General features: G+C 42.2%; 21 protein-coding genes and 1 riboswitch. Of the genes, 4 read left to right on the forward strand and 17 right to left on the reverse strand.

Features of this window, described 5'->3' with window-relative positions:
* Positions 1–20 precede the first annotated feature (20 nt).
* The gene (gene acpS / locus CUU66_RS21070; protein WP_101645358.1) at positions 21–374 is read right to left on the reverse strand and encodes a holo-ACP synthase; all 354 of its coding nucleotides are present in this window, start codon (positions 372–374) and stop codon (positions 21–23) included.
* Between the two features lie 93 nt (positions 375–467).
* Here acpS and CUU66_RS21075 point away from each other — a divergent pair, with 93 nt between their 5' ends.
* Complete coding sequence (locus tag CUU66_RS21075) at positions 468–1,058, forward strand: rhomboid family intramembrane serine protease (RefSeq protein WP_101645359.1); 591 nt, start codon at positions 468–470, stop codon at positions 1,056–1,058.
* Positions 1,059–1,672: 614 nt separating this feature from the next.
* Here CUU66_RS21075 and CUU66_RS21085 read toward each other — a convergent pair.
* The 10 genes from CUU66_RS21085 to CUU66_RS21130 form a co-directional block, all read right to left on the reverse strand.
* The gene (locus CUU66_RS21085; protein ID WP_180955382.1) at positions 1,673–3,094 is read right to left on the reverse strand and encodes a PH domain-containing protein; all 1,422 of its coding nucleotides are present in this window, start codon (positions 3,092–3,094) and stop codon (positions 1,673–1,675) included.
* A complete protein-coding gene (locus CUU66_RS21090; RefSeq protein WP_101645362.1) occupies positions 3,087–3,560 on the reverse strand; it encodes a PH domain-containing protein in 474 nt (157 codons plus the stop codon). The genes CUU66_RS21085 and CUU66_RS21090 overlap by 8 nt, the downstream gene beginning before the upstream one ends.
* A 213-nt stretch (positions 3,561–3,773) precedes the next feature.
* Positions 3,774–4,745 (reverse strand): UV DNA damage repair endonuclease UvsE, encoded by a 972-nt coding sequence (gene uvsE, locus CUU66_RS21095; RefSeq protein ID WP_101645363.1) that lies wholly within the window; start codon positions 4,743–4,745, stop codon positions 3,774–3,776.
* 154 nt (positions 4,746–4,899) lie between these two features.
* The gene (locus tag CUU66_RS21100; RefSeq protein WP_101645364.1) at positions 4,900–6,381 is read right to left on the reverse strand and encodes a DEAD/DEAH box helicase; all 1,482 of its coding nucleotides are present in this window, start codon (positions 6,379–6,381) and stop codon (positions 4,900–4,902) included.
* Positions 6,382–6,971: 590 nt separating this feature from the next.
* A complete protein-coding gene (locus CUU66_RS21105) occupies positions 6,972–7,679 on the reverse strand; it encodes an alpha/beta hydrolase (RefSeq protein WP_101645365.1) in 708 nt (235 codons plus the stop codon).
* 107 nt (positions 7,680–7,786) lie between these two features.
* Positions 7,787–8,446, reverse strand: coding sequence for a YdeI/OmpD-associated family protein (locus tag CUU66_RS21110; RefSeq protein WP_101645366.1), 660 nt, complete (start codon positions 8,444–8,446; stop codon positions 7,787–7,789).
* 27 nt (positions 8,447–8,473) lie between these two features.
* Positions 8,474–9,853, reverse strand: coding sequence for a UDP-N-acetylmuramoyl-tripeptide--D-alanyl-D-alanine ligase (locus CUU66_RS21115; protein WP_101645367.1), 1,380 nt, complete (start codon positions 9,851–9,853; stop codon positions 8,474–8,476).
* Positions 9,854–9,970: 117 nt separating this feature from the next.
* Positions 9,971–11,044: a D-alanine--D-alanine ligase gene (locus CUU66_RS21120; RefSeq protein ID WP_101645368.1), complete on the reverse strand. Its 1,074-nt coding sequence runs from the start codon at positions 11,042–11,044 to the stop codon at positions 9,971–9,973.
* Positions 11,045–11,313: 269 nt separating this feature from the next.
* Entirely contained in the window at positions 11,314–11,634 is a 321-nt protein-coding gene (locus CUU66_RS21125) for a DMT family transporter (protein WP_101645369.1), read from the reverse strand.
* Entirely contained in the window at positions 11,631–11,975 is a 345-nt protein-coding gene (locus CUU66_RS21130) for a DMT family transporter (RefSeq protein ID WP_101645370.1), read from the reverse strand. Before CUU66_RS21130 ends, CUU66_RS21125 begins: the two co-directional genes overlap by 4 nt.
* Positions 11,976–12,328: 353 nt before the next feature.
* Between CUU66_RS21130 and CUU66_RS21135 the strand changes: the two genes are divergently transcribed.
* On the forward strand, positions 12,329–13,240 hold the full coding sequence (locus CUU66_RS21135) for a cation diffusion facilitator family transporter (protein WP_101645371.1): 912 nt from the start codon (positions 12,329–12,331) through the stop codon (positions 13,238–13,240).
* A 1,039-nt stretch (positions 13,241–14,279) separates the two neighbouring features.
* Here the strand turns inward: CUU66_RS21135 and CUU66_RS21145 are convergent.
* On the reverse strand, positions 14,280–15,050 hold the full coding sequence (locus tag CUU66_RS21145) for a hypothetical protein (RefSeq protein ID WP_101645373.1): 771 nt from the start codon (positions 15,048–15,050) through the stop codon (positions 14,280–14,282).
* Between the two features lie 712 nt (positions 15,051–15,762).
* On the opposite strand from CUU66_RS21145, the gene CUU66_RS21150 reads away from it, so the two are divergent.
* A complete protein-coding gene (locus CUU66_RS21150; RefSeq protein WP_180955383.1) occupies positions 15,763–16,374 on the forward strand; it encodes a histidine phosphatase family protein in 612 nt (203 codons plus the stop codon).
* 973 nt (positions 16,375–17,347) lie between these two features.
* Here the strand turns inward: CUU66_RS21150 and CUU66_RS21155 are convergent.
* On the reverse strand, positions 17,348–18,433 hold the full coding sequence (locus tag CUU66_RS21155; RefSeq protein WP_101645375.1) for a citrate synthase/methylcitrate synthase: 1,086 nt from the start codon (positions 18,431–18,433) through the stop codon (positions 17,348–17,350).
* Positions 18,434–18,540: 107 nt separating this feature from the next.
* Between CUU66_RS21155 and CUU66_RS21160 the strand changes: the two genes are divergently transcribed.
* The gene (locus CUU66_RS21160) at positions 18,541–19,419 is read left to right on the forward strand and encodes a LysR family transcriptional regulator (protein WP_101645376.1); all 879 of its coding nucleotides are present in this window, start codon (positions 18,541–18,543) and stop codon (positions 19,417–19,419) included.
* Positions 19,420–19,448: 29 nt separating this feature from the next.
* Here the strand turns inward: CUU66_RS21160 and CUU66_RS21165 are convergent, their stop codons facing one another.
* The 4 genes from CUU66_RS21165 to CUU66_RS21180 form a co-directional block, all read right to left on the reverse strand.
* Entirely contained in the window at positions 19,449–20,330 is an 882-nt protein-coding gene (locus CUU66_RS21165; RefSeq protein WP_101645388.1) for a sulfite exporter TauE/SafE family protein, read from the reverse strand.
* Positions 20,331–20,623: 293 nt separating this feature from the next.
* Positions 20,624–21,871, reverse strand: coding sequence for a cation:dicarboxylate symporter family transporter (locus CUU66_RS21170; RefSeq protein WP_101645377.1), 1,248 nt, complete (start codon positions 21,869–21,871; stop codon positions 20,624–20,626).
* Between the two features lie 97 nt (positions 21,872–21,968).
* Positions 21,969–22,117: riboswitch (cyclic di-AMP (ydaO/yuaA leader) on the reverse strand.
* A 135-nt stretch (positions 22,118–22,252) separates the two neighbouring features.
* A complete protein-coding gene (locus CUU66_RS21175; protein ID WP_101645378.1) occupies positions 22,253–23,155 on the reverse strand; it encodes a diacylglycerol/lipid kinase family protein in 903 nt (300 codons plus the stop codon).
* A gap of 150 nt (positions 23,156–23,305) precedes the next feature.
* Positions 23,306–23,890, reverse strand: coding sequence for a GNAT family N-acetyltransferase (locus CUU66_RS21180; RefSeq protein ID WP_101645379.1), 585 nt, complete (start codon positions 23,888–23,890; stop codon positions 23,306–23,308).
* Positions 23,891–23,935: the final 45 nt, after the last annotated feature.

The following is a 23,935-nucleotide window of genomic DNA, read 5'->3' on the forward strand; positions in this document are numbered from 1 at the left end:
CAAAGATGCTGACAAGCAATCTAATTATCTTCGATGATGACCTGCGCGGCTGCATACTCACTGGTGTGGGTAATGCTCAAATGGACATTTCCGCCAATGGGCTTTGCAATAAACGGCTTGCCTTGCTCCGTTTTCAGTATTTCAATATCCAAAAAGGACAGCTGCGAACCAATGCCTGTTCCACATGCCTTTGCAAATGCTTCTTTTGCAGAAAACCTGCCGGCAAGAAACTCCATTTTTCTTTTTTCCCCAAGAGAATCATATATTTCTTTTTCACTGCGGGTCAAAATGCGGTCAGCAAACTTCGGCTGCCTGTCTGCCAGACTCTTGATCCGCTTAAGTTCAATTAAATCCAGACCTATACCCTTGATCATTTAATTCCTCCTTTATTAAATTTCACGTCATATATTTTATAAACGGAAGGTACAATTTAAAGCAGGTATTCAAACCGGAGAGGATGTTATAGTTTGTTTGCTCGGAATGAAAACTTTAAACAGTTTTATACGAATTATCCCGCCGTTACCCTTGTACTAGGCGTTAATTTCATTTTTTTCTTGTTAACTAATCTTTCCATTTTCCCCGCTTCCCTTATCTTTGGAAAAATGGCTGGGGTGAACCTCTATATAGCAAATGGCGAATATTGGCGGCTGCTAAGCCCGCTTTTTCTGCACGGATCCTTCAGTCACTTTGTTTTTAACTCCTTTTCGCTTGCCATCTTTGGTCCATACATCGAAAAGTCCTTGAAGCCTTTTTTCTTTCTCTGCTTTTATTTAACATGCGGACTGCTCGGAAATCTCACGACACTCATGTTTGAACCCCTCACCTTTACACATGTAGGGGCGAGCGGAGCTATTTTCGGCCTTCTCGGCTATTACGCCAGCCTGGTCTGCTTTAAAAAAGACTCGATCGGCAGCCAGCATTCAAGAACAATCCTTACCCTGATCATTGTAGGAGTCACCATGACATTTCTCCAGCCGAAAATCAATATTATGGGACACTTAGGCGGACTCATTACTGGATTTTTCTTGGCCTTTGGGATATTTAAGGTAAAAAAATAGTCTTGTTAGATTACCCTATTGGTACGTCAGTTTGATTGGAGCGTAAGGTGCGAAACTCCTGCGGGAGCAGCGGGTATGGTCCAGCTCCAAGGCTTTAGACCCTCGAGTCATAAGCCAATCAGTCCATGAGAAGAAAAACCGCTTCTCACCGCCTGCTCGTCTTATGCTTTTCAGGTCTCTGCCTTCCTTAAAATTTTGTGTTTTAAAAAGATGAGCCTATCATAAGAGTTCTTAAACCATGTTAATGGGGAAGGCACCGCTTTCCGCTTTTCTTTTTGTCCAGCTCCAAGGCTTTAGACCCTCGAGTCATAAGCCAATCAGTCCATGCCCGCGGAAAGCGAGCATGCCTTGCGCTCCAATCAGCCTCTTTTCGGCTGTTTTCTAAAGGATTGTTGTTTTTCGAGATGTTTTACCTTATCGAACCAGTTGATTGCAGTGGAAGGTGCGAGACTCCTGCGGGAGCAGCGGGACAGGTGAGACCCCACAGGCGATACGCCGAGGAGGCTCACCGCACGCCCAGCGGAAAGCGAGCACCTGGAACGGAAATCAACCTGCCATTAAAAAGCAACAAACTTTGCGAAAAGAGCCTTTCGAAAACAATAAAATACTCAAACTTAAGGAGCAAACCACTTTTTAATTGTCCAGGCATCGTTTTCATCAAGATCCATTACTTTTGCCCGGGCTGGTCCGGTTCCTGAAATTACAGTTGCTGTAATTGAGTTCAGCTCTCTCTTTTGCTGAAAGAAGCTGGAATCTATACGGAGCGCCTGGATTTTGCTTCGTCTTATAATGTATGTATGCCTGGATACCGCCCTAAATCTCAAGGACAGGCAGTCGTCTTTTATCTGCCAGGCCGCATCCCGATAACCGCGATATGCCCAAAAAGTGCTTATTATGATGAATACCAGGGAGGCTAAACCCCATGGACTAAACAAGTATATAAGCCCCGCTGACAAAGGGACAGAAAAACAAAGTTGTCTTAATGCGTACCGGTGCAATGATCGTGATGGCAGGCCATTGCGTAATTCTTCCACTGAATATCCAGGCAGGAAAGCGCGCAGCAATGCTGGTGCTTGATGTGCCTTTATTAAAGGCAGCAGCATGACCCGGGCATTACCCTTGCCAGCAGCGGCCCCTCCAGCATAATACAGATAAACGGTAACGTAACCAAATGGCTGACGGAGGAGATTTTCACTGATTTTAACAGCCTGTATTTTCTTCAGAGGAATGGTGAGCTGCCGTTTTTCAAAGAGTCCACTGGTAAGAATCAAATCTTCGTTTTTCTTTCGTACGGTAGAATGGGCAAATTTACATACAATATGAATGGTTGCTGCCGCATATGCCAGGATGAGAGCTGCAGCTAACAAAAGGATGATGTTAACAAGCCCTGCGGCCGCAAAGCTTTCAAGCCCCCTGAAAATTTGTTTATAAGGTACAACCTCCTGGAATTGGAGGAGGACAGCGGCAGCACCAGAAAATACGATTCCTACACGCCCTGAAGATCCTGCAAAGATAAATAGCTCCCTGAACCGTAAAGTATGGACAGGGTCTTCCCGGCTCTCCTCGTCTGAGGAACCAGTGGTTTCTTGCTCTGTCTTGGAGAGCAGACTCGCGATTTCCTCCGCTTCTTGCCTGGTAATAGCTTCAAGCATCACTTCCGGTTCTTTGGACTTGTTCCCTCCCGCTGTTTCAATCTTTAAACTGACTAGATTAAACAGGCGTTGAATGATACCCTGTGTTATGTCTAGAGAGTGGATGTTATTTAAACGTATATACCTCTTTTTTCTTATTAAAAAGCTATGCTCAATGAGGAATTCGCCATCCTGGACGGAGTAGGAAAAACTCCTCCAGCGGATGATCCCAATGATAAAACTCAAGCATAATGCACCCAAACCAAATAAAAGCTGAGAAGCAATTCCATCCGGCCTGTTCTCTCCAAAGACGAAAACGATCAAATAGGGGAGAACAATTCCTCTTAAGACCTTGAGAGTATGTGTAATCGATGCGACTGGATGTAAACGCCTTGATTTAAACATCATCATCCTCCACGACAGCCATCAGAGAAATGTATTTCCTTAACTGCTCAGCCTCCATATAATCTAAGGCCGGAATTTCATGGGTTGTAGCGGCTGTTGAGATTTCCACGGATGAAAGTCCATATTTTGCTAGAATGGGACCTTGCCTTGTATCCACATGCTGCACCCTCACCATGGGGACAAGTGTCCTCCTGATGACGAACAGCCCCTTTTGAATTTCTATCTCCTTTTCTCTAACTTCATACCTCCAGTGTTTGATCCTGAGAGAGGGTAGAACGAATACAGCAATGACTGTACCTGCAGCAGCTAGAATAAAAAGTACGACAGGAATCCACTTAGGAATATCAAAAAGTGCAGAAAGAACAACAGCACCTGCTGCAATTCCCCACTCGATCAGCGAAAACAAAAAACCGCTGACTCTCCAAACTTGAACAGCCTTTGTTGATATTTGATTTTTCGGTTCCAATTTTTATTCCTCAATTCTTCCTGTTCATCTACAGAAAGTATACTATATTTGTAAAAACCGAACACTTCTTACTTAAAGCTGATACATAAGAAGAGGCGTGTATCGCCATGTACCCTCCCAGCCGCATGCGTACAAAGCGAGTGCCTGCAGTTTTACCCCCAAAGACAATCGAATGTACAAAAAAACCTGCTAGTGTTAAGCAGGCTTTCTCTTTCAAAGGATTTCAAAACTCGCAGCATCAATAAATCGGATTTGCTTATATTGCTTTAAATCACGTACTAATGAAAACAGAGCTTCATCTTTTTGTTTTGCCTCGATCATGCAGTCTATTTGAGGAACACTTCCTTTAATCTTTTCAAGAAATTCTATAAACATTGAACTGTCCACTAGATCGGCATGAGCCCTGAATTCTTTTTCAGATCGCGGGCTTGAGATATGCATCTTGATTGGAAGCTCGGAAAAATCCCAAGTATCCACTATCCTCTCCCAGCTGTCTCCCCAATTCCTTTCATCCCTATTGTGCGCCAAGTGATGATGGTAATCAAAAACGAGCGGGATCCCCAGCTTTTCACATAGATATAAAGTATCTTTTAACGTAAAAGTTGTATCATCATTTTCCAGCATGATCATTTTCTGCAGTGATGCCGGCAGCAGTCCCCAATTATGGATAAACTGTTCTAATGCTTTTTCGATATCATTATAGCCCCCGCCAACATGTACCACACATCTATGTTCAGGATTAATACCCAACCCCTTCAGAAGACCATGGTGCATTCTTAATGTTTTAATCGACATATTGAGAATATCTTTATCAGTACCGTTCAGAATGACAAAATGATCAGGATGAAAATCCACCCGGAAATCCGGATGTTCGCTGAGAAATGTGTGGATTTGTTCCATTGCAGTTTTCAGGGGGCGGAGGTAGTTCCAGTGTGGAAGCTCCTCATGGTTCGCAAGCGGGATTATACGAGAACTAAAGCGAAAAAAACGTATATCATTTGCAAGATTATGCTTTAAGAGCCGGAGGCAGTTTTCTAAATTGGAAACAGCAATTCTCTCAAGTTTTCTAATTGCCGCTTCCCTGTCTGCTATTTTGGAAAACTGGGCAAATGTCATCGTTTTAGAAGGAGAAGCATTCTGTACGTGCATGCTCATAGCTACGTACCCTAGGCGAACTATCGTCATACATATTCCCTCCGCTGTTAGATATCTATAAGTATGTCCGTTAATGTACTAATGCAGTCTTATTTTTAGTAAAGCAATTTGTGAGACTCCGCATTTGGAGGATACCACATATAAAGCAAAAAGAGACCCCGATATGGGATCCCTTTCGATTATATTAATACTGTTTGTTTTCTCTCTTTTGACCTTGTCCGCCTCTGCCAGCAGGTTTTCTGCCGCGTTTTTGGCCCCAGTCTTTACGGTTGTTGGTAGTTGAACCTCTTCCGCTTCTTCCGCCGCCGCGGTTACCTTGGTATCCGCCGCGATCGCGTTTACTGAATGCCGGTGCTTCTTCAGTCAGCTTGATTGGAGTTTGGTCTGGTTCTTTAGCCATAATCTTGATAACAGCTGCAAGCAAGTCTGTAGCATCATGCTTACTTAACAAATCTTCAGCTGTTGCTACATATAGAGAAAAATCTTCGCCTTCTACTGCAGAAAGAATTTTATCCATAACCGCTTTTTGCTGACCTTCAATCGCTTCGCTTAGGGTTGGCGGCTTCATTTTGTCCATTTTTTTCTTAGTTGTATTTTCAATAGCATACAGCTGTGATCTTTCTCGGTATGTTACAAAAGAAACAGCTTCTCCAGTTTTACCAGCACGGCCTGTTCTTCCGATACGGTGAACATAGCTTTCTGGATCTTGAGGAATATCAAAGTTATACACGTGAGTAACACCTGAAATATCAAGTCCGCGGGCTGCAACATCAGTTGCAACTAGTACGTCTATGCTGCCTTCTTTAAATTTCTTCAATACAGACATACGCTTAGCTTGTGTTAAATCACCATGAATTCCTTCTGCCATGTAGCCTCTTACATTAAGTGCAGATGATAGTTCGTCAACGCGTCTTTTCGTACGGCCGAAAACAATCGCAAGTTCTGGTGTTTGAATATCAAGCAGGCGTGTTAAAGTATCGAACTTTTCGTTTTCTTTAAGTTCAATATAAGACTGCTTAATTTTTGAAACGGTCATTTCTTTTGCTTGCACTTTAACTACTTTAGGATCGTGCATGAATTTTTCAGCAATTTTACGGATTGGTCCCGGCATTGTAGCTGAGAACAATAAAGTTTGTCTGTTTTCTTCAGGAACCTCTGATAAGATGGATTCAATATCTTCTATGAATCCCATGTTCAGCATTTCATCAGCTTCGTCAAGAACAACCGTGTTTACATTTCCTAAACGAAGCGTCTTGCGTTTAATGTGGTCTAGAAGTCTTCCAGGAGTACCGACAATAATATGCGGCTTTTTCTTTAAAGCACGGATTTGACGGTCGATATCCTGTCCGCCATAAACAGCCATAACGCGGACACGCTTACCGAAGCCTAGTTTATAAAGCTCTTCAGAAACCTGGATTGCCAGTTCCCTTGTGGGAGCAATAACGATTCCTTGTACGTGCTCTTCATTAATCTCTATTTTTTCCATAAGAGGTATCCCAAATGCTGCAGTTTTACCTGTACCTGTTTGGGCTTGTCCGATAATATCGGATCCCTCGATAGCCAATGGGATTGTTTGTGCCTGAATTGGAGTTGCTTCTTCAAACCCCATTTTTTCGATTGATTTTATAGTGGACTTATCCAGTCCTAATTCGCTAAACAATGTCAATTTTTTCGTACTCCTTTAAATAATTAAGATTTTTTTAAGATCTTAAGAAAAAGCTTTCTTATTATCGCCCAAAAGAATGGCTGAATTACATATCCATATGTAATTTTTCACTTTTCAGGGGAAATACCATTTAACATAAAAACTCGGTAATTAAGCCATTCCTTTAGGCAGGAGCGGCTTTCGCATGTTTTTTCAATTATTACTAGTTACGGCAATGCCGAGTTTTTTTATACATGAAACAGGCCTAAAACGTTTTATAGTAAGCGGTACAGCCTTCTACTTATATTAAAAGCCGCTCGCAGCGGCGAATAAGACCTCATCGCTAGGCCAATTCTAAAGTACTTCACTCTTCCCGTTATGGGAGAACCGAAAAGAAAAATCTCTTTCAAAAGAATAAAAGGCAGTAAATCAAATTCATAAATGCATACATACATGAGGCATTTATAAAATCTGGATTTCTCGCCTTAAAGAATATGTTAACAGTATAACAAACCCTTTGCAACTAAGGAAATTTTTTGAACAGGACATCTTTTTTATTGGGAGCGCATACAAATGTTTCAATACTGCATCCCTTAACGTTCCACCATGATTTATGTTTCTTTTAAAAAATGATATATTTCTTCAAACAGCTTCTCATTTTGTTTACAATGGCAGATTAAATGTTTAGATTCATCGATAATCACCAGGCTCTTCTTACTCGAAGGAATTGACCGGTAAATATATTCCGCGCTTTTCGGAGGTACGATTCCATCCAGCCCCCCCTGAGCAATGAATGCAGGGATTTTAATTTCATTTAAGATACTCCGATGCGTTTTTACAAGCAGGTGGAATTGCCACACTGCAGAAATAGGTGTTTTGGTAATTTTCGTTTTATATCTTATAAAGAGTTCATTATTTTTCAATTGCCCGCGAAAAGCATCTCTGACCAGCTCAAGACTGTCTGCAGCTATTTGTCTCGGATTCACATATATGGCCGCAGCACTCAATAATATAAGCTTAGACACCTGATATTTCGCAGCCAAATAACAGGCTATGATTCCACCCATTGAAAATCCGATCACATATACTTCCTCACATTCATGCAGCAGAGAAAGAAGGGCTTCTTCGGCCGTCTGAATCCAATCTAAATGCTTAATTCCTCTTAACGTGGCCCCGTCACCATGTCCCGGAAGCAGCGGTACGGAAATCTTCCAGGAAGTGTTATTTTGAAGATAGGCGGACAGCGGTTCAACCTCGTATGGTGACCCAGTAAATCCATGTATTAGGAGACAGCCTGTTTTTTTACCACCAGCAATCATACTATCACCAGCCGGGTTCGATTTTATACATTATACCCTGACCTTGATCCATTTAATCAGAGCATCGTGTAAACCAAAAGAGACAGCCCATGGCCGTCTCTTCACAATTATTTTGCATATGGGTTTTTATAACCCGCTTTTAGTTTAACAAGTGTTTCTTTAAGACGTTTTTCTCTTGTTTCCTGTCTTTTCGCGGAAACAATCCAATCAATGTAAGCCTGCTGATAGGATGGTGCCAGATCAGCAAATTTCAACTTTGATTCTTTGTCAGCTTCCAGGAGTTCCAGCAATTCTTTTGGCGGCACGTTCCTCTCTGCCGGATTTTTCGGTTCCGGAGCACTGCTGCCTGCCGCTCTTTTTCTAGGGCTTGTCCCTTCCGCAGCATGCCTGAAGCGGACGGCAGACCAATCGTCATCGACAGCAATAGATGCAACCGCTTCGTACCCTTTTTTCTTAAGAAGATCCCACCCGTGGTCACGGGAAAGATTTTCGTATAATTTAGAGCTTTTCTTCGGATGGGATATCCATAACAGCCCTCCACCATCCAGGCTGTTCAGCCCCTCATCCATCCATTGCTCCAGTTCAGAAATATTCCTGGCAAATACCTGGACAAATGAGTACTTCCTGTCTCTTTCCGGACTTAAATGGACCATAGTCCCTGGATATATTTCAACTTCTTCATCCGTAACATAATTCTCCGGTGAATTTAACACAAGCAGGGACATTCCTTGTTTGATTTGAAGCTTTTTCGAAATATCCTTCAGCATAGGACCGATCCTTTCCACGATATATTTTTATTTACCTTGCAGGGATTGTACAACGTCCTCAAGCTGTACCCCTCTGGATGCCTTAAAAAGAATTAAATCATTTGCAGAAACGGTTTTTTTCAATTCCTCTATTAGTTCGGACTTATTTTCGAAAGCCAATACATTTTCTTCACGGAATTTCTGTCTGGCACCTTCGGCTATATATCTGCCCAGCGCCCCAAATGTGAATACCTTAGAAACCGAAGCTGGGTCTATTAATTCCCCGATTTTGTAATGAAAATCCTTCTCCTCTGGTCCAAGCTCAAGCATATCTCCCAGTACTAAGTATTTACGGTCAAATCCGGTAATTCCGGCGGTCAGTTCTATCGCCGCTTTCATGGAAGTAGGACTGGCATTATAGGCATCATTAATAATGGTTTCTCCTTTTGATCCTTTCGCCATTTCCATTCTCATAGCAGTAAGCTCAAGTTCTTTAAGGCCTTCCCGTATTTTCTGAACAGGGACTCCAAGCTTCATCGCAGCTGAAATGGCCGCTAAACTGTTGAGAACATTATGAGTCCCCAGAACAGGAATTGAAAAGACTGTATCCGGAATGGCATTCACTTCAAAACTGGTTTCGGTTTGTCCGGCTGATATATTCACCGGATACAAGTCATTTGTTTCCACTCTTCCAAAAGAAGTGCATGTAAAGCCTTTCGGTTCAGTAAGACGGCTTGACAACAACGGTTCATCTCCATGATAAATCAAAGTTCCGTTCTCTTTCAGACCTTCTAATATTTCCAGCTTTGCTTCTGCAATTCCCTCTCTGGACCCTAGATCTAAAAGATGTGATTCTCCGATATTCGTAATAATTGCGATATCAGGGCGAGCCAGTTCTGACAGAAACTTAATCTCCCCCCTGCTGCTCATGCCCATCTCAAGTACAGCAGCTTCTGTATCAGGCTCCATAGAAAGAATGGTTAAAGGCAGACCAAGGTGATTATTATAATTTCCTGATGTTTTATGAACCTTAAATACAGTACCTAGAACAGCAGCAGTCATATCTTTAGTAGTGGTTTTTCCATTGCTGCCGGTTATTCCAACCACCCTCATATCAAGCTCGTCGCGATAGCTTCTAGCAAGCGTTTGAAGAGCGATCAGTGTATCTTCTACTACGATAATCGGTAAATGGACCGGGGGATTCGGTACATCCTTTTGCCATAAAGCAGCTGCAGCCCCATCCTCTATAGCTTTTTCTACAAAGTCATGCCCATCCTGCCGCGCCCCTTTAAAGGGTACAAACAAATTACCTTGGCCAATTTTTCTAGAGTCGATCGTGACGCCCTCTATTTCAGTACTCGCAAAACCTTCCGCGCCATTTAACCCATTTACTATTCTATGAATGTCTAATAATCTCTTCTTAAACATGTAATCCTCCTGAAATCCTGTTTTTTTACAATAAACAGACATAAGAAAAAACAGGCAGAAGCCGGCCGCCTGAGGACTATTGCTTCTGCCTAAAGTATTACCTTAGCCTTCCTTCTATTAGAAAGTATATTTAATTTTCTGCTTTTCTTCATAACGTTCAACACCGTATTGAACTAATTTTTCAATCAGCTCTGGATATTCAACTCCTGTGTGCTTCCATAAAAGCGGGAACATACTGAACGGTGTAAACCCTGGCATAGTGTTTACCTCATTAATATAAATATCCCCCTCTTCTGTCAAAAAGAAGTCGGCACGTACCAGGCCTGAGCAATCCAGTGATTTAAAGGCAGTAATAGCCTGCTCCTTCAGTGAGTTGTACGTTTCTTCATCGAGTTCAGCTGGGATAACCATAGCGGTATCGCCATCCTCGTACTTGGCTTTGTAATCGTAGAATTCTGTTTTAGGAACAATCTCACCCGCTACCGAGCATTGAGGTTCGTCATTGCCTAAAACACCTAACTCGATTTCTCTTGCATTCACACCCTGCTCTACAATGATCTTTCTATCAAATTGGAAAGCTTCCACAAAAGCTGCTTCCAATTCTTCCCTTGACGTACATTTGCTGATTCCAACACTTGAACCAAGGTTAGCAGGTTTGACGAAGCATGGATATCCGATCTCCGATTCGACTTTTTCATATGAAGCTTCCCGGTCTTTTTCCCAGCCAGAACGGATAAACCACACATAGGCCACTTGCGGCAGTCCTGCCTGGGCGAAGATATTTTTCATGATTACCTTATCCATCCCAGCAGATGACGCAAGAACACCATTTCCTACGTATGGAAGGTTCATGAGTTCAAGCATCCCCTGAACGGTACCATCTTCTCCATTAGGACCATGTAATAAGGGAAAAATCACGTCAAATCCTTGATGATCCCCTGAATCCCTTAGAGTAAGAGCTGTATCCATAGAAACCTGTCCGGATTCTGGCTTATATTCTAATTCTTTGATTGTTTCAGCAGGTGCCGTCAGCTGCGGTCCGTTAATCCACGTTCCTTCTTCAGATATGTAGATCGGGTAGATATCAAATTTATTTAAATCCAGTGCCTTTAGAACAGCCATGGCTGTCTGCATGGATACTTTATGTTCAGCAGATTTACCCCCGTAAAGCAGGCCCAGTTTAGTTTTCATTCTAAATACCTCCAATTATGTTCAACAGATTCTATTGTAACATGTTCTCAATCAAACGAAAAAAGTTACCCGTTTTTCTTATTACCTTTATTTATAATTTAGTAACACCATTTTTTCTAATGATTTTTATTTCCTTTTTTTACATCATATGAAAAAGAAAGCCTGGGTCGTGCAAGAAATCGAAGGCCGTTTTTTGGTTTAACCCGAAACGTTTATTCCTATGCTTCCTTCTTGGAGCAGAGTCCGATATCGTCCAAAAAGGGGGATTTTTAGTGAGGAGCAACAAAACGCAGCCCAATGACCCCGATGATTATTAGGCATAGAAACAAAATTCTCCGCAGTGATTTAGACTCTTTAAAAAATAACATGCCTATAACCACACTCCCGGCAGCCCCTATTCCAGTCCATACGGCATATCCGGTGCCCAGCGGGATTGTTAAGAGAGCTATGGATAAAAAATAAAAGCTTAACAGGGCGGAGATTAGCGTTAATAAGCTATAAAATGAACTCTTGAACCCATTTGAAAGCTTCATGAACACCACAAAGCCGATTTCGCCTAATCCTGCTATAAACAAGTAAACCCAGTTCATGATTTATCACCCATTTCATCCGAGTCATCATCAGAAGTCATCTTAAGTCCAAATATCCCGCTTAACAAAATGATTAAAAAAACAATTTTAAGCAAACTGAGTGTCTCTCCTATAAACATGCCGATAATAACCGTCCCGGCAGCTCCAATTCCAGTGAAGACTGCATAGGCAGTTCCTATGGGAATCTGTGTAAGCGATTTTGAAAACAGATAAAAACTTATGATCATAAATAGTATCGTAACAATGCTTGGGACCATTTCAGTAAATCCATATGAGTATTTTAAGCCGAATGCCCAAACAATTTCAGAAATCCCGGCGATCAGCAAATAAATCCAGGCCATATAAAGTGCCCCCTTTTTTTCATTCAGGTTTAATCTCTATTTTCATAAACAAAACCGTTACGACGAAGACCTTACGTTATTTTTACAGGGATAGCCGAAAAACATTCTCTCTTTTTGGGGGACATCAGTCTGAAGATTATCAAATATTTACTGCTAAGTCATTATTTTAGGAAATTTAATCCGATTAATTGGTTTACTCCTACGAAAAAGAGATAAAAATAAAGAAACTATTTGGGCCAGTTATATATTCACAAATAAATTGCCCTAGTTCAAAATACTAAGAATACATAAACATTATTGCTCTAGACCCACCAAGTACCGGTTTGTTACTATCTATTATCGAGGTGAAAAATTTGGGAGCAAGAGAATCAATTGCAAAAAAAGTAGCTTGGATAAGTGTCTGGAGCAATATCATCCTGACGCTGGGTAAAATCATCGTAGGCTTGTATGCCCATTCCGATGCCGTATTTGCAGATGGAATACACTCAGCAGCAGACGTATTTGCATCAGTCATTGTTCTACTCGTCATAAAAATATCCAATAAACCTGCAGACGAGGACCATCCGTACGGTCACGGCAAAGCAGAAGTAATTGTATCAGGTGTAGTCGGAATTGTTCTTTTTTTAGTTGCCGTTTACGTTGCGTTTGAATCAATCATCGGCTTCTTCCACCCAATCGAAACACCGAATCTGATCGCTGTGTGGGTAGCTTTATTTTCATATATCTCTAAAGTGCTTTTATACCGTTACTCCATGCGGGTTTCCAAGCAGCATAACAGTAAGGCCATAGAAGCCATTGCCTTTGACCACAAAGCGGATATCGTAGCTTCCATAGCTGCAGCAGCAGGGGTGCTCCTTTCAATCATTGGAGGGAAATTCAACATCGGAATCCTGCTATACGGAGATAAAATCGCCAGCGTATTTGTAGCTTACTTAATATTTAAGATTGCTAAAGAAATGCTTCGGGAAGCTTTTCATATCCTGCTCGAAAGAAGTGTCGAACCAGCTCTTCTACAGGACTATACCGACCTGGTGTGGAACTATAAAGACGTCCGCCGAATTGACAAAATCCGGGCCCGGGAACACGGCCATTACATCCTGGTGGACTTGCGCATATCCATCGACCATGACAAAACAATCAAACAAGGCCACGACCTTACACGAGAAATCCGAAACACCCTGATCAACAAATACGACAATATCGCCGAAGTTCTCATTCACCTCAATCCCTACTATCCTGAGGATGATTTGAAAAGCGGAGAATGATCTTGAATGCAGTGAAGGAAGTGCCCCGAGCAGCATCAGACGAGGTGGCTGTGGGAAGCGGCTTTCTTCGCATAGTCGATATGGCTTATGACTCGGGGGCCTCGGTTTGGAGCTGGGCAAATAGAAATACGAGTACAATGCTATTCAATAGGATATAGTGGCTAAGCTTATAGTTTATCTGGCTGTCGAGAAAGTCTCGGCGGCCCTTTCTACTGTCTTGATCTATACCCAAACCGGTCCAGCCCAGCGCGTGATCGTCTAGGTTTTCTGCACCGAATAGGCGATTTTCTACATGGTCTATGGATAGAAGCGCTGACATTGGACAGTGGATTCCGCTCAGCAATCAGCATATTCCTCAAAAGAAAAGCATAAAGCCTGCTGGATAAGCATAAAGCGCCAAACATAAGCATAGGAAATAGACAGATCATCATAAAAATGGAAAATATAAGCATAAAGCCATGAAACTTAAGCATAAGCCTTCAAACTATAAGCATATCTCCAAGGAAGGTAAGCATAAACGCTAATGGTTGATTCCAAATCCTTTACATTGAATAAAAACCTCTTCCAAAAAGCCTGTTTTATAGAGCTGGGGAGTCAAGCTAGATAAAAAGTTACTAAAATTGTTGTTACATCCGCAAAAAAGACATGTTTTTGGTGAAAAATGGACCACAGGTGTTTCGCAGTGTCCATCTGCTTTCGGTAATAAATGTACGTTTACACAGAGCTCAGGCTGGCTGGACGTATAACCCTTCACCCTTTAAGAGCGGATTTCAGACTTAAGGGGGATTTTTTGATTTTAAGGGGGTTTTTCTAGAATTTAAGAGGGTTTTTTCAATTTTAAGATGATTTTTCTAAATTTAAGTGGAGTTTTTTGATTTTAAGGGGTTTTTCGGTTTTAAGGGTGTTTCCGTTTCTTATATGTTAGGGGGGTTCATTTTAGATTCAACTTACCATATCACTGACTCGCGGTTTCAAAAAACAAACATCTGCGGGAAACCTTCCACGAAAAAATCGCACGCCCTGATTCAGGCCTGCGATTTTATTTTTCCAGTGTCCATTCTCTTGTTTTTCGGTTGAACACAAAATGGGCAGCTGGTTGTTCTGAACGAACGATGTTGCTGTATTCATCCAGCATGTCATCCATATTTACGTAATCACCTAATATCCAGATGGGTATTTCAATTTTGGTTCTGGATAGACGCATATTTCTAAAGGATATGGCAGCTCCCTCGGTCAAAAGGGGGGTAAGTTCTTTCAGGCCTGCCGGCGGGATGACACCATATTCCGCTTTTCTTCTGAGGCCCCCGAGCCATGACTTTTCTCGTTTTAATAGGTCCAGTTTACCGGGAATCAAGTTTCCAAGCATTTCGAAAAAAGTGTCCATCGAGCGATAGTATACTTTATTGAACCAGCCGTCATCGTGGGCAAGATACACATAATGATTTTGGAGCTGACGGTAGAATGGAGGTTTTAGATGGCCTTTACAATGGCCAAGATATAATAATTCTGCAATTTCCTGTCCGTTCAATTCATTAAGAGCTGATTCTTCTGCAAAATCCGTCCAGCAAAAGTCTATGTATTCAGATACATTTTGCTTGAGCAAGTTGGGGAGGTCCTCCTGAAGTACATAATCCATCAGCGTATTCAGGTTGTATTCGCCATCCTCATATTTATGCTCAATTAACAATATATTGCGGAGACCCTGATTTAAGGATCCGGCAAATTCTCTAAAGTCCATGCCATATGAAATGACGAATCTTTCTGAAGCCTGCAGATGAAGGTACAGTATATCTCTCGTTTCTATTTTCATTAAATAAACCTCCGTTACCGAAAAAAGCCGCTCTTGGCGGTTAAGTGCCGCTTCATTCATGTCCTATTCATAATATACCCGCTCGTAGTAAAAATCTATGAGTTTGGAATTAATATTTGTGGTCCATCAAACAATTTATTCTACTATAATAACTTTTTATAGGTAGCATTTACTATTATAACGGAAATATATGTTAGAAAGGTTACAATGGATTTACAATTAATGTTTTTTCGAAATAAAAAAACTTATGCAAGCTGAGGATAAAATAAGAAATAGTAAACCCATCTCACAGCGTTATTTTTATATGGAAAAGGACCTGACCGCTAGCGCCTCAATTATTCTGCGGCAGTAAATAGTCGGCACAGTTAAGTTTCATTGCCCTAGGTTATTGATCGAGAAACCAGCACTAGGCTTCCTTATGTCTCAATACCATCCATCATCTTTCCTGCAGTTGGTGACTGGGTCAAACCCGACATCCTGTAAATTGTCGGTCATTCGAGTTTCTCCCAAAGCTTGATAAGTTTTGTGCCACGGTAATTACACATACTTACAGGACACCTCTTTTATAAATGACGCATAGGTTCCTGTGGTGCTGGGTTCATACCCCTTTTTACCTTTTCAACAGACCAAACATCATATTTTTTGTCATCTTCCTGGCTTTCCGCTATGTTATTTTTATATAGTAAAGAAAAGCAATGTAAGGAGAATTCGAGTGTTAACCATTTATTTAGTCAGACACGGCAAGACCGAATGGAACGTTCAAACCAGATGGCAGGGCTGGGGCAATGGTGAGTTAACGGCGGAAGGAATGCAGGGAGCCACCCTTCTTTCAAAACGACTTAAGGACGAACCTATCGACAAGGTATATGCCAGCTCAAGTAAACGGGCCTATCATACTGCTGAGATCATTATCGGAAGAAGATCTATCGAAATAGTCAAGGAGGATGTACTTCGGGAAATGCACTTCGGAGATTGGGAAGGGCGTACAAAAGATGAAGTGATTGCTCAATATGCAAACGAAGTAAAAGCGTTTTGGGAAACTCCGCATCTGTATACACGCGACCAGGGAGAGCTTTTCCCAGATGTGTATGAACGCGCTGCTGAGGCTTGGAAGATGATTCTCGAGAACCACTCTTCGGGAACTGTGTTAATCGTTTCGCATTCTATCTTTTTAAGGGTCCTGCTTTCATACCTAAAAGATCTCCCGCTTGAGCACCTATTTAAACAGGAGCCTTTATTAAACACCAGCTTAACTCAAATCCAGGTTGAAGATGGTAAGGTATCTATCATTTTCGAGGGAGATACTTCTCATTTAGTTGAATGAGTATGGTGAACGGCTGCCTTCATCTAAAAAAGAGCAGATCCACGCGAACGGTGAATCTGCTCTTTTTTATTTAGCTCTGTTAAATTCGCCTGTTGATTGCAGCTAGCAGGCACTCGCTTTCCTTCGGGGCGGTCCGGCAGCCTCCTCGGCGTTTACGCCTGTGGGGTCTCCCTTAATAGAAAAAGCGGAGGACGGTGACTTTCAAAGTACTTCTTTTAAGAGACTGTGATGAACAAACTCCTTTAAAAAACTATTTTATTAAAGTCAGACACCTGATAAAGAAGACTTGCTGATTGGCAAGCGACAGCGAAGACAGAAGCATAGTCGCCCTTACCACGCTCGAACCGCCACGTCCTGTGGCCCCGCCTGGCTCGCACATCCTGTGCGTCGTGCGTTAGCCAGACATAAGCCGAGCCGCAGCGAAAGGCGCTTTTTGCCTTTTGAGGGCGATTTGGCTTATGACCGAAGGTGTCAGTCCGGAGCTGGACAATAGCCGCTTTTCCCGCAGGAGTCTCTCACCTTACGCTCCAAACAACATAGTTTCAAAATCAACAATGAACTTTAACATAGCCTTTTATTTAATAAACTAAATTAACTGCGCCTTTCCATCAGCAATAACACTTTCCAATAACAAACTTTATTTTTTTGCACACGCGCCCGTCAGATTCAATCACCCATGCAGGTATTGAATGGAGGAAAAGCGATCAGCAGCTGCTTGCAGGAAGGGGTCGAATATAGACTCCATCGGATTTTTACACTTAATTTTTAAGCTTTAAACATGGTTGTTGATTTCCGCTGCAGGAACTCGCTTTCCGCGGGGCGGTCCGGGAGCCTCCTCGGCGTTGACGCCTGTGGGGTCTCCCTTGCCCCGCTTTTCCCGCAGGAGTCTCGCACCTTCCGCTCCAATCAACATCGTGCAAAATCAACAATAACCTTTAACATAGCCAATTTTTAAAAAGTAAAATCTGCACCTCTAAACAAAAATCCCTGTATAATTGGCTTCTGGTCTATATATAGTATTATCTTCAGATTGTTCCAGAACATGTGCAGCCCACCCCGCTGTCCGGCTGGCCGTAAAAGTAGGTGTGAACAGCTCAGCCTCCAGATCAATGGACCGCATAACAGCGGCTGCATAAAACTCGACATTTGTATAAAGCTTTCTCCCTGGTTTGTATTCCTTCAGGAGCTCAATCGCCTTCTTTTCTACGGCAGCCGCGAGGTCGAGCCACTTGTCTTCTTTTCCAATTGAATGAACAATTTCGCTGAGTGCGGCAGCCCGTGGATCCAGTGTTTTGTATACCCGGTGGCCGAATCCCATTATTTTCTCTTTCCGTTCCAGCTTGCCGCGGATCCAGCTTTCGGCACTCTCTTTATCTCCTATTTCATTCAGCATAGCGGTGACTTCACTTGGTGCCCCGCCATGGAGCGGTCCTTTCATTGTTCCAATGGCTCCAGTGACGGCAGATATTAAATCCGATTCCGAAGAGGAGACAACACGTGCTGAAAATGTAGAAGCATTCATTCCATGTTCCATTGTTAGAATCATGTATGCTTCAAGAGCCTTTATATGTGCCGGACTTGGCAGCGCGCCTGTAAGCATGTATAAATAATTTTCCACGTGAGCGAGGTCCGATCTAGGCTCTACAGGTACAGTTCCCTTTGTTCTATGATAGCGGTAGGCAATGATGGTCGGTATGATAGAAGTGATTCTAGCTGCCTGCTCTGCTGTGGGCTTCCACTTATATTCTTCCGTCCCCAGGGCCGATACTGCCGTGCGCAGCACATCCATAGTCCCCATATTATCAGGAAGAGATTCCAATATCTGTATTAAATATGCAGGGAGGCTTCTCTCTTGCTGCATATACTCCTTCAATATTTGAAGTTCATGTTGATCAGGCAATTTTTTATGCCACATCAGAAAGCATACCTCTTCAAAACTTCTGCTTACAGCCAAGTCCCGAGCTTCATATCCTCTGTATACAAGCCTTCCTTCATTTCCATCGATAAAGCTGATCTGTGTTTCAGCCGCAATAACTCCTTTTAATCCTTTGGCAGCCATACAATCCCACCTCTCCTCTTAGTTTCATTATATTTGATATAATTGATAACTAATAATACAGAATTGTCTTATTTTTGATTAAAAATAGTAATCAGAGGTGGCTTCATATGGACTTAAAATGGATTCAGACCTTTCTCACAGCGGCAAAAAATGAAAATTTCCGGCAGACCGCGGAAGAATTATTTTTATCCCAGCCGACAGTCAGTGTACATATAAAACTTTTAGAAAAAGACCTTGGGATGGTATTATTTGAGCGGTCAGGCAGACGGGTCATCCTTACAGAGGAAGGCAGAAGGTTCGTCCCGCATGCAGAAGCAATTCTCTGGGCCTGCCAAAACGGATTGGAAGACCTAAATCGATTTAAACAGGGATTATCAAAGAAGCTGACCCTGGCCATTTCTCCATTAATCGCAGCTTCCATCATGCCAGCCATCCTTAAAAAGTATATGTCTCTACACAAAAATATTGAAATCGAGGTACAGGTGCTCGAATCAAAGGATATCGCCGGAGCGATCCTTGCCGGAAATGCGGATCTCGGGCTGACCCGGCTGCAGATTAAGCATCCGGATCTGATGAGCAGAACGCTTTATGAGGATAAGATTATTTTGGTCGGCCCATATGACGGAGGAGAACCAGAAAATAGCCCGCCGCTCGATGCAGAGGAAATACTGGCTCAGGAGATACTCATTACACATAACCATCCTGAATATTGGAACGAACTCGTCCGAAGCCTGGAACAGCATATACACTTGAGAACAATGGTCGTCTCTGAGGTTCATGTAACAAAAAGGTTTATTGAAGAGGGGCTCGGAGTCTCGTTTTTGCCAATTTCCACTGTAAGAAGGGAGCTCTTTGAGGGAAGGCTTCTGGAAATTGATTTTAGTATATTTCAGCTGCCAGTTGCACGCACGTATGTGGTCATGAAATACGAGCACTCAATCCAGAAGCACTTTTTGGACTTTCTGTCTAAGTTCCGCCTTCCTTAGGAAACAGAGAAATAAAAAAAGAGACAGTTCTATACAGTCTCTTCTCTTTTCTTCTTTCTTCCAGAAAACATCCGGATTCCAATTCTTGAGAATATTATTATTACAAATAAACTAATCACACCTAGCCCCGCTTCATTATGTTCAAATAGTTTGAAGCCCACACTGAACATGGTGAAAATATAGAGCATTCCCAGCATTTTTTTAATCTCTTCACTTGAAAATAAGCGGATTGCTTTCACTCCTGCCTGCGCACCTGCCAGGCCCCCTAGTAAAAGAGTGACTGAGAGCTTTAAGTTAAATTCAGTTGTTAAGGCATAGCCTGCAAAACCGGCCGATACAATCATCAGAACTCCAACGACACTTGTACCCACAGCCTTTTTTGCTGATTCGCCAAATATGGTAATCAGGAGCGGAACGATAATGAATCCTCCGCCTACTCCCAGCGCAGAGGAAACAAAGCCTCCCAAAAAACCGATAACTATCAAAGCTAGTATCGGCCTGCGGACCACCACTGACTGATTGCTGCTTACGGACCGCACTCTGCCTTTTTTAAGCATGGTATATGCAAAATATAATAATAGCACTAGGTAAAATAACGGAATGACGGTATCATCAAAACCTTTTTTCTCTGTCCATAAAACAAGGGGCTGTGCGGCCTGGGTAGCTGCAATACCGCTTGCCCCGATGATCAGCGAGCGGCGGATGCGGGTATTTTTCAACCGAATGTGCCCGACCATTCCTGAGACAGAAGTCCCCGTTGTATAAAAAAGGCTTATGGTGATAGCCTCTACCGGAGAAACCCCCGTCAACAGCAGAATGGGGGTCAGAAACATCCCTCCCCCAATTCCAAACAACCCGGACATTACACCGATTATGGCCCCTAATACTAGATACATCCATACATGTTCCACATTACCTGCTCCCCCGGGGTACATTTTTAATTCTTCATGTCTACTGTAACATAGTGGTCTCTAGCTGAGAACAGTCACTGGCCTGCACATGAAATCATTCCCTGGGATTGAATGGGTTTTGCCGGCGCAGCACCAAAGCTTATGAAAGGCAGCGTTTTAAGCTAGTCTTAGCGTCGGGAAATAATTCTTTTTCTCGCTTTTAGTATCGGGGAAACCTTGTAATTGAGCCGGGAAATGGGGGACTGTCCCCATAAAAAAAAGCTTGCGCCGGGTGTTCCGGCACAAGCTTCCTGTTATGCTGCTTTTTGGTCTGCATTTTTGTCTATTTTGTAGCCTTCCCATCTTGCAATTACTATAGATGCAAGGGAGTTCCCTACAATGTTCACACATGTACGCATCATATCCAGGATACGGTCAATTCCGGCGATAAAGGCTAGTCCCTCAACTGGAAGGCCGACTGTTCCTAATGTGGCTAGGAGTACTACAAACGAAACTCCCGGCACTCCTGCAATTCCTTTCGAGGTAACCATCAGTACCAGAAGGAGTGTGATCTGACTTGCTATGCTCATATGAATCCCGTACATTTGCGCAATGAAGATTGCAGCAAGTGCCTGGTATAAAGTCGATCCATCCAGGTTAAAGGAATACCCAGTCGGAATAACAAACGAAGTAATGGACTTCGGTACGCCAAGCTTCTCCATTTTTTCAATGAGCCTTGGAAGTACAGATTCAGAACTTGATGTTGAAAATCCAAGAATTAATTCATCCTTAAGATATTTAATAAGCTTGAAAATGCTGAAGTTGCACATCTTAGCAACAATACCAAGAACTACGATTACAAAGAAGATCATCGTTCCATAAACCACTAAAACAAGTTTTCCTAGTGGAATCAATGAGCTTAATCCAAACTTGGAAACAGTAATCCCAATTAAGGCAAATACACCAAGAGGAGCAAGCTTCATAACCTGGTTCGTTACGTGGAACATCGCATCGGCAGTGCCCCTGAAGAAATTAAGTACAGGCTTCCCTTTTTCCCCGATTGCCGCGATTCCAAGCCCAAACATAACAGAGAAGAAGATAATGGCAAGCATGTCGCCATTGGCCAATGCTTGTATTGGATTTGTAGGAACGATATTCACGAAGGTTTCTACAAATGAATGATGGGCCGATGTTTCGGCTGTATCTACATACGAATTGATATCCGTTTTGGTAAGTGCACTTCTATCAACACCCGCTCCCGGCTGGAAGATATTAGCTGAAAGAAGGCCGATTACGATTGCCAGTGTTGTAATGATTTCAAAATAAAGAAGAGTTTTGCCGCCGATTTTACCTAGAGTTTTGGTATCGCCAACACCGGCAACCCCTACGATAATACTGGAAATAACAATCGGCACTACAATCATCTTAATCAATCGAAGGAATATATCCCCTATTGGTTTTAAGTAAGTCTCGACCTCTGGATTTCCAAAGAATATCGCGCCGACCGTAATACCTAAAACCAGCCCGATAAAAATCTGCCAGGCCAGGCTAATTTTTTTCATGCTCATCTCCCTTTCTATGCTGTTATATATCGCTTCGTACCAGTTAAAAGGAAAAAAAAATACACTGAGGGCCTCTCAGTGCAGTTATTGCTGCATGATGTTCCCTTCTAGCTGCATACGAGGTTAGCTGTCGGATTCGGACATGAGAACATTGCCCTTCCTTTTTTAAAAAAGGATTCACCCCTAGTAATGTAAAACATTACGATAATCGGTTCCCCCGCTCAATGGACTAAGCGTATATTATGATAATCAAAATATTATCTTAAAATACTGATAGTGTAAATGGTAATTTAATCCCAAATGTTCTCTGTTTTTTCATAACACCGTTTTCACCGAATTAATAAATTATTTAATTATTAAAAAAGTATTCTAGTAAAATACCTACACGGATAAAGGAACGGATAGCATTTTGAGGTGCTGTTTTAAGTTTACAATTTCAGCAGGAGTTTCAAGATAGACCTCCCCATCTGAATCTGCCTTCATCGTTTTTTCTGTTTCAACTTTTAGACTTCTGGCTTGCATGTAAATAAGCTCAGAATTTTCAATCTCTCCATCAGGCCAGGCCCGCTTGAGGCTTAAGATTTCTTTGAATAAGGCCAGGCTCGAGTTTTTCACTACGACAATATCAAATAACCCATCATTTGTCTGGATATTAGGGAATGGGAGCGCATTAGTTCCTATGTAATTACCATTGATTATTAAAATCATAACGGCGGAATCTTCCAGGATTTTGCCGTCATACGTTAATTTAAATGGAAAAGGGTCTATCTCATTGAACGTTTTAAGTGCACTTAGGAAATAACTCAATTTCCCAAACCTTTTCTTTTGGTCCGGATCAATATTAGAGGACGCTTCAGTAATGAGCCCTATCCCCCAAAAGTTGAGAAAATAGCTGTCATTTACTTTTCCTACATCTACTTCAATAATGTCACCCTCCATTAGTGCCTGTGATGCTTTTTTGATATCCTGGGGAATATTCATTGTACGGCTGAAATCATTGCATGTACCATTTGGAAGAATGCCAAGCACTGGTCTTCTATCAAGGGAGGCAATTCCGTTTACCGCCTCATGGACAGTCCCGTCACCGCCTAGAATAAACACCGCATCCATTTCCTCTCCGCGCTCCCTGCAAATTTCTTTAGCATGATCAGGCTTTTGGGTGGCTATTAAAAAAAGCTCCTCTACTTCCGAAGCAATTGCAGGAATGCATGAACCCAGCGTTTTATCTAAATCATTTTGACCAGCAGCCCCATTGTACAATAGCATGGCTTTTTTATACTTCATAGGGTTTCACCTTTTCTAATAGATTAATTAGTTAGTTCCCTTTTTCCCACTCTTTTTAAACTCCCAGGAATTATTTTTCACCAGAGCACTGGGCCGATAAAAAAAGGCTGTCGGGATGCCCGCCAACCGGTAACTCTTGCAGATCCTGATTTATTCAGCTGGATTTAGAAATGATTCCAGCAGAAGTTTTACTTGAGGCCATTCTTCTTTCAGGATGCTGAAAACGACTGAACTCCTAATATAGCCGTCATGCATAATGCGGTCATTGCGAAGGACTCCTTCTTTTACCGCACCAAGCCTTGATATCGCATTCTGGGATCTAATGTTTCTTGAATCCGTCTTGAACTGTACCCGATTCATACCCAGTCCTTCAAAAGCATGGGATAACAACAAGTATTTACATTCCGTGTTAAGTCTGGTTCTCCACACGGAAGGATTATACCACGTCCATCCTATTTCAAGGGACCTATTGGGCAGTGAAACATTTAAATACCGGGTGCTCCCTACAACATTGCCCGTCTCTGTATCGATAACCGTAAATGGCATTTCCTGGCCAATTTTTTGTTGATTAAGAGCTGTTAGGACAACACTCTCCATAGCAGCCCTATCTTTCATATCAGTGGACATATAACTCCAGATATCAGGTTTTTCAGCAGCTGCAAAAAGCTCGTCAATGTGTGACTGCTCAAGCGGAATCAATTTTGCTCTCTGCCCTTTTAGAATAATTTTTTCCATTTATGTCTTCACCTCAATTTTCTTTCTCCCTTTTGGAATTCGGTA

The sequence above is a fragment of the Peribacillus deserti genome (assembly GCF_002863585.1).
Lineage (GTDB): Bacteria > Bacillota > Bacilli > Bacillales > DSM-1321 > Paraperibacillus > Paraperibacillus deserti_A.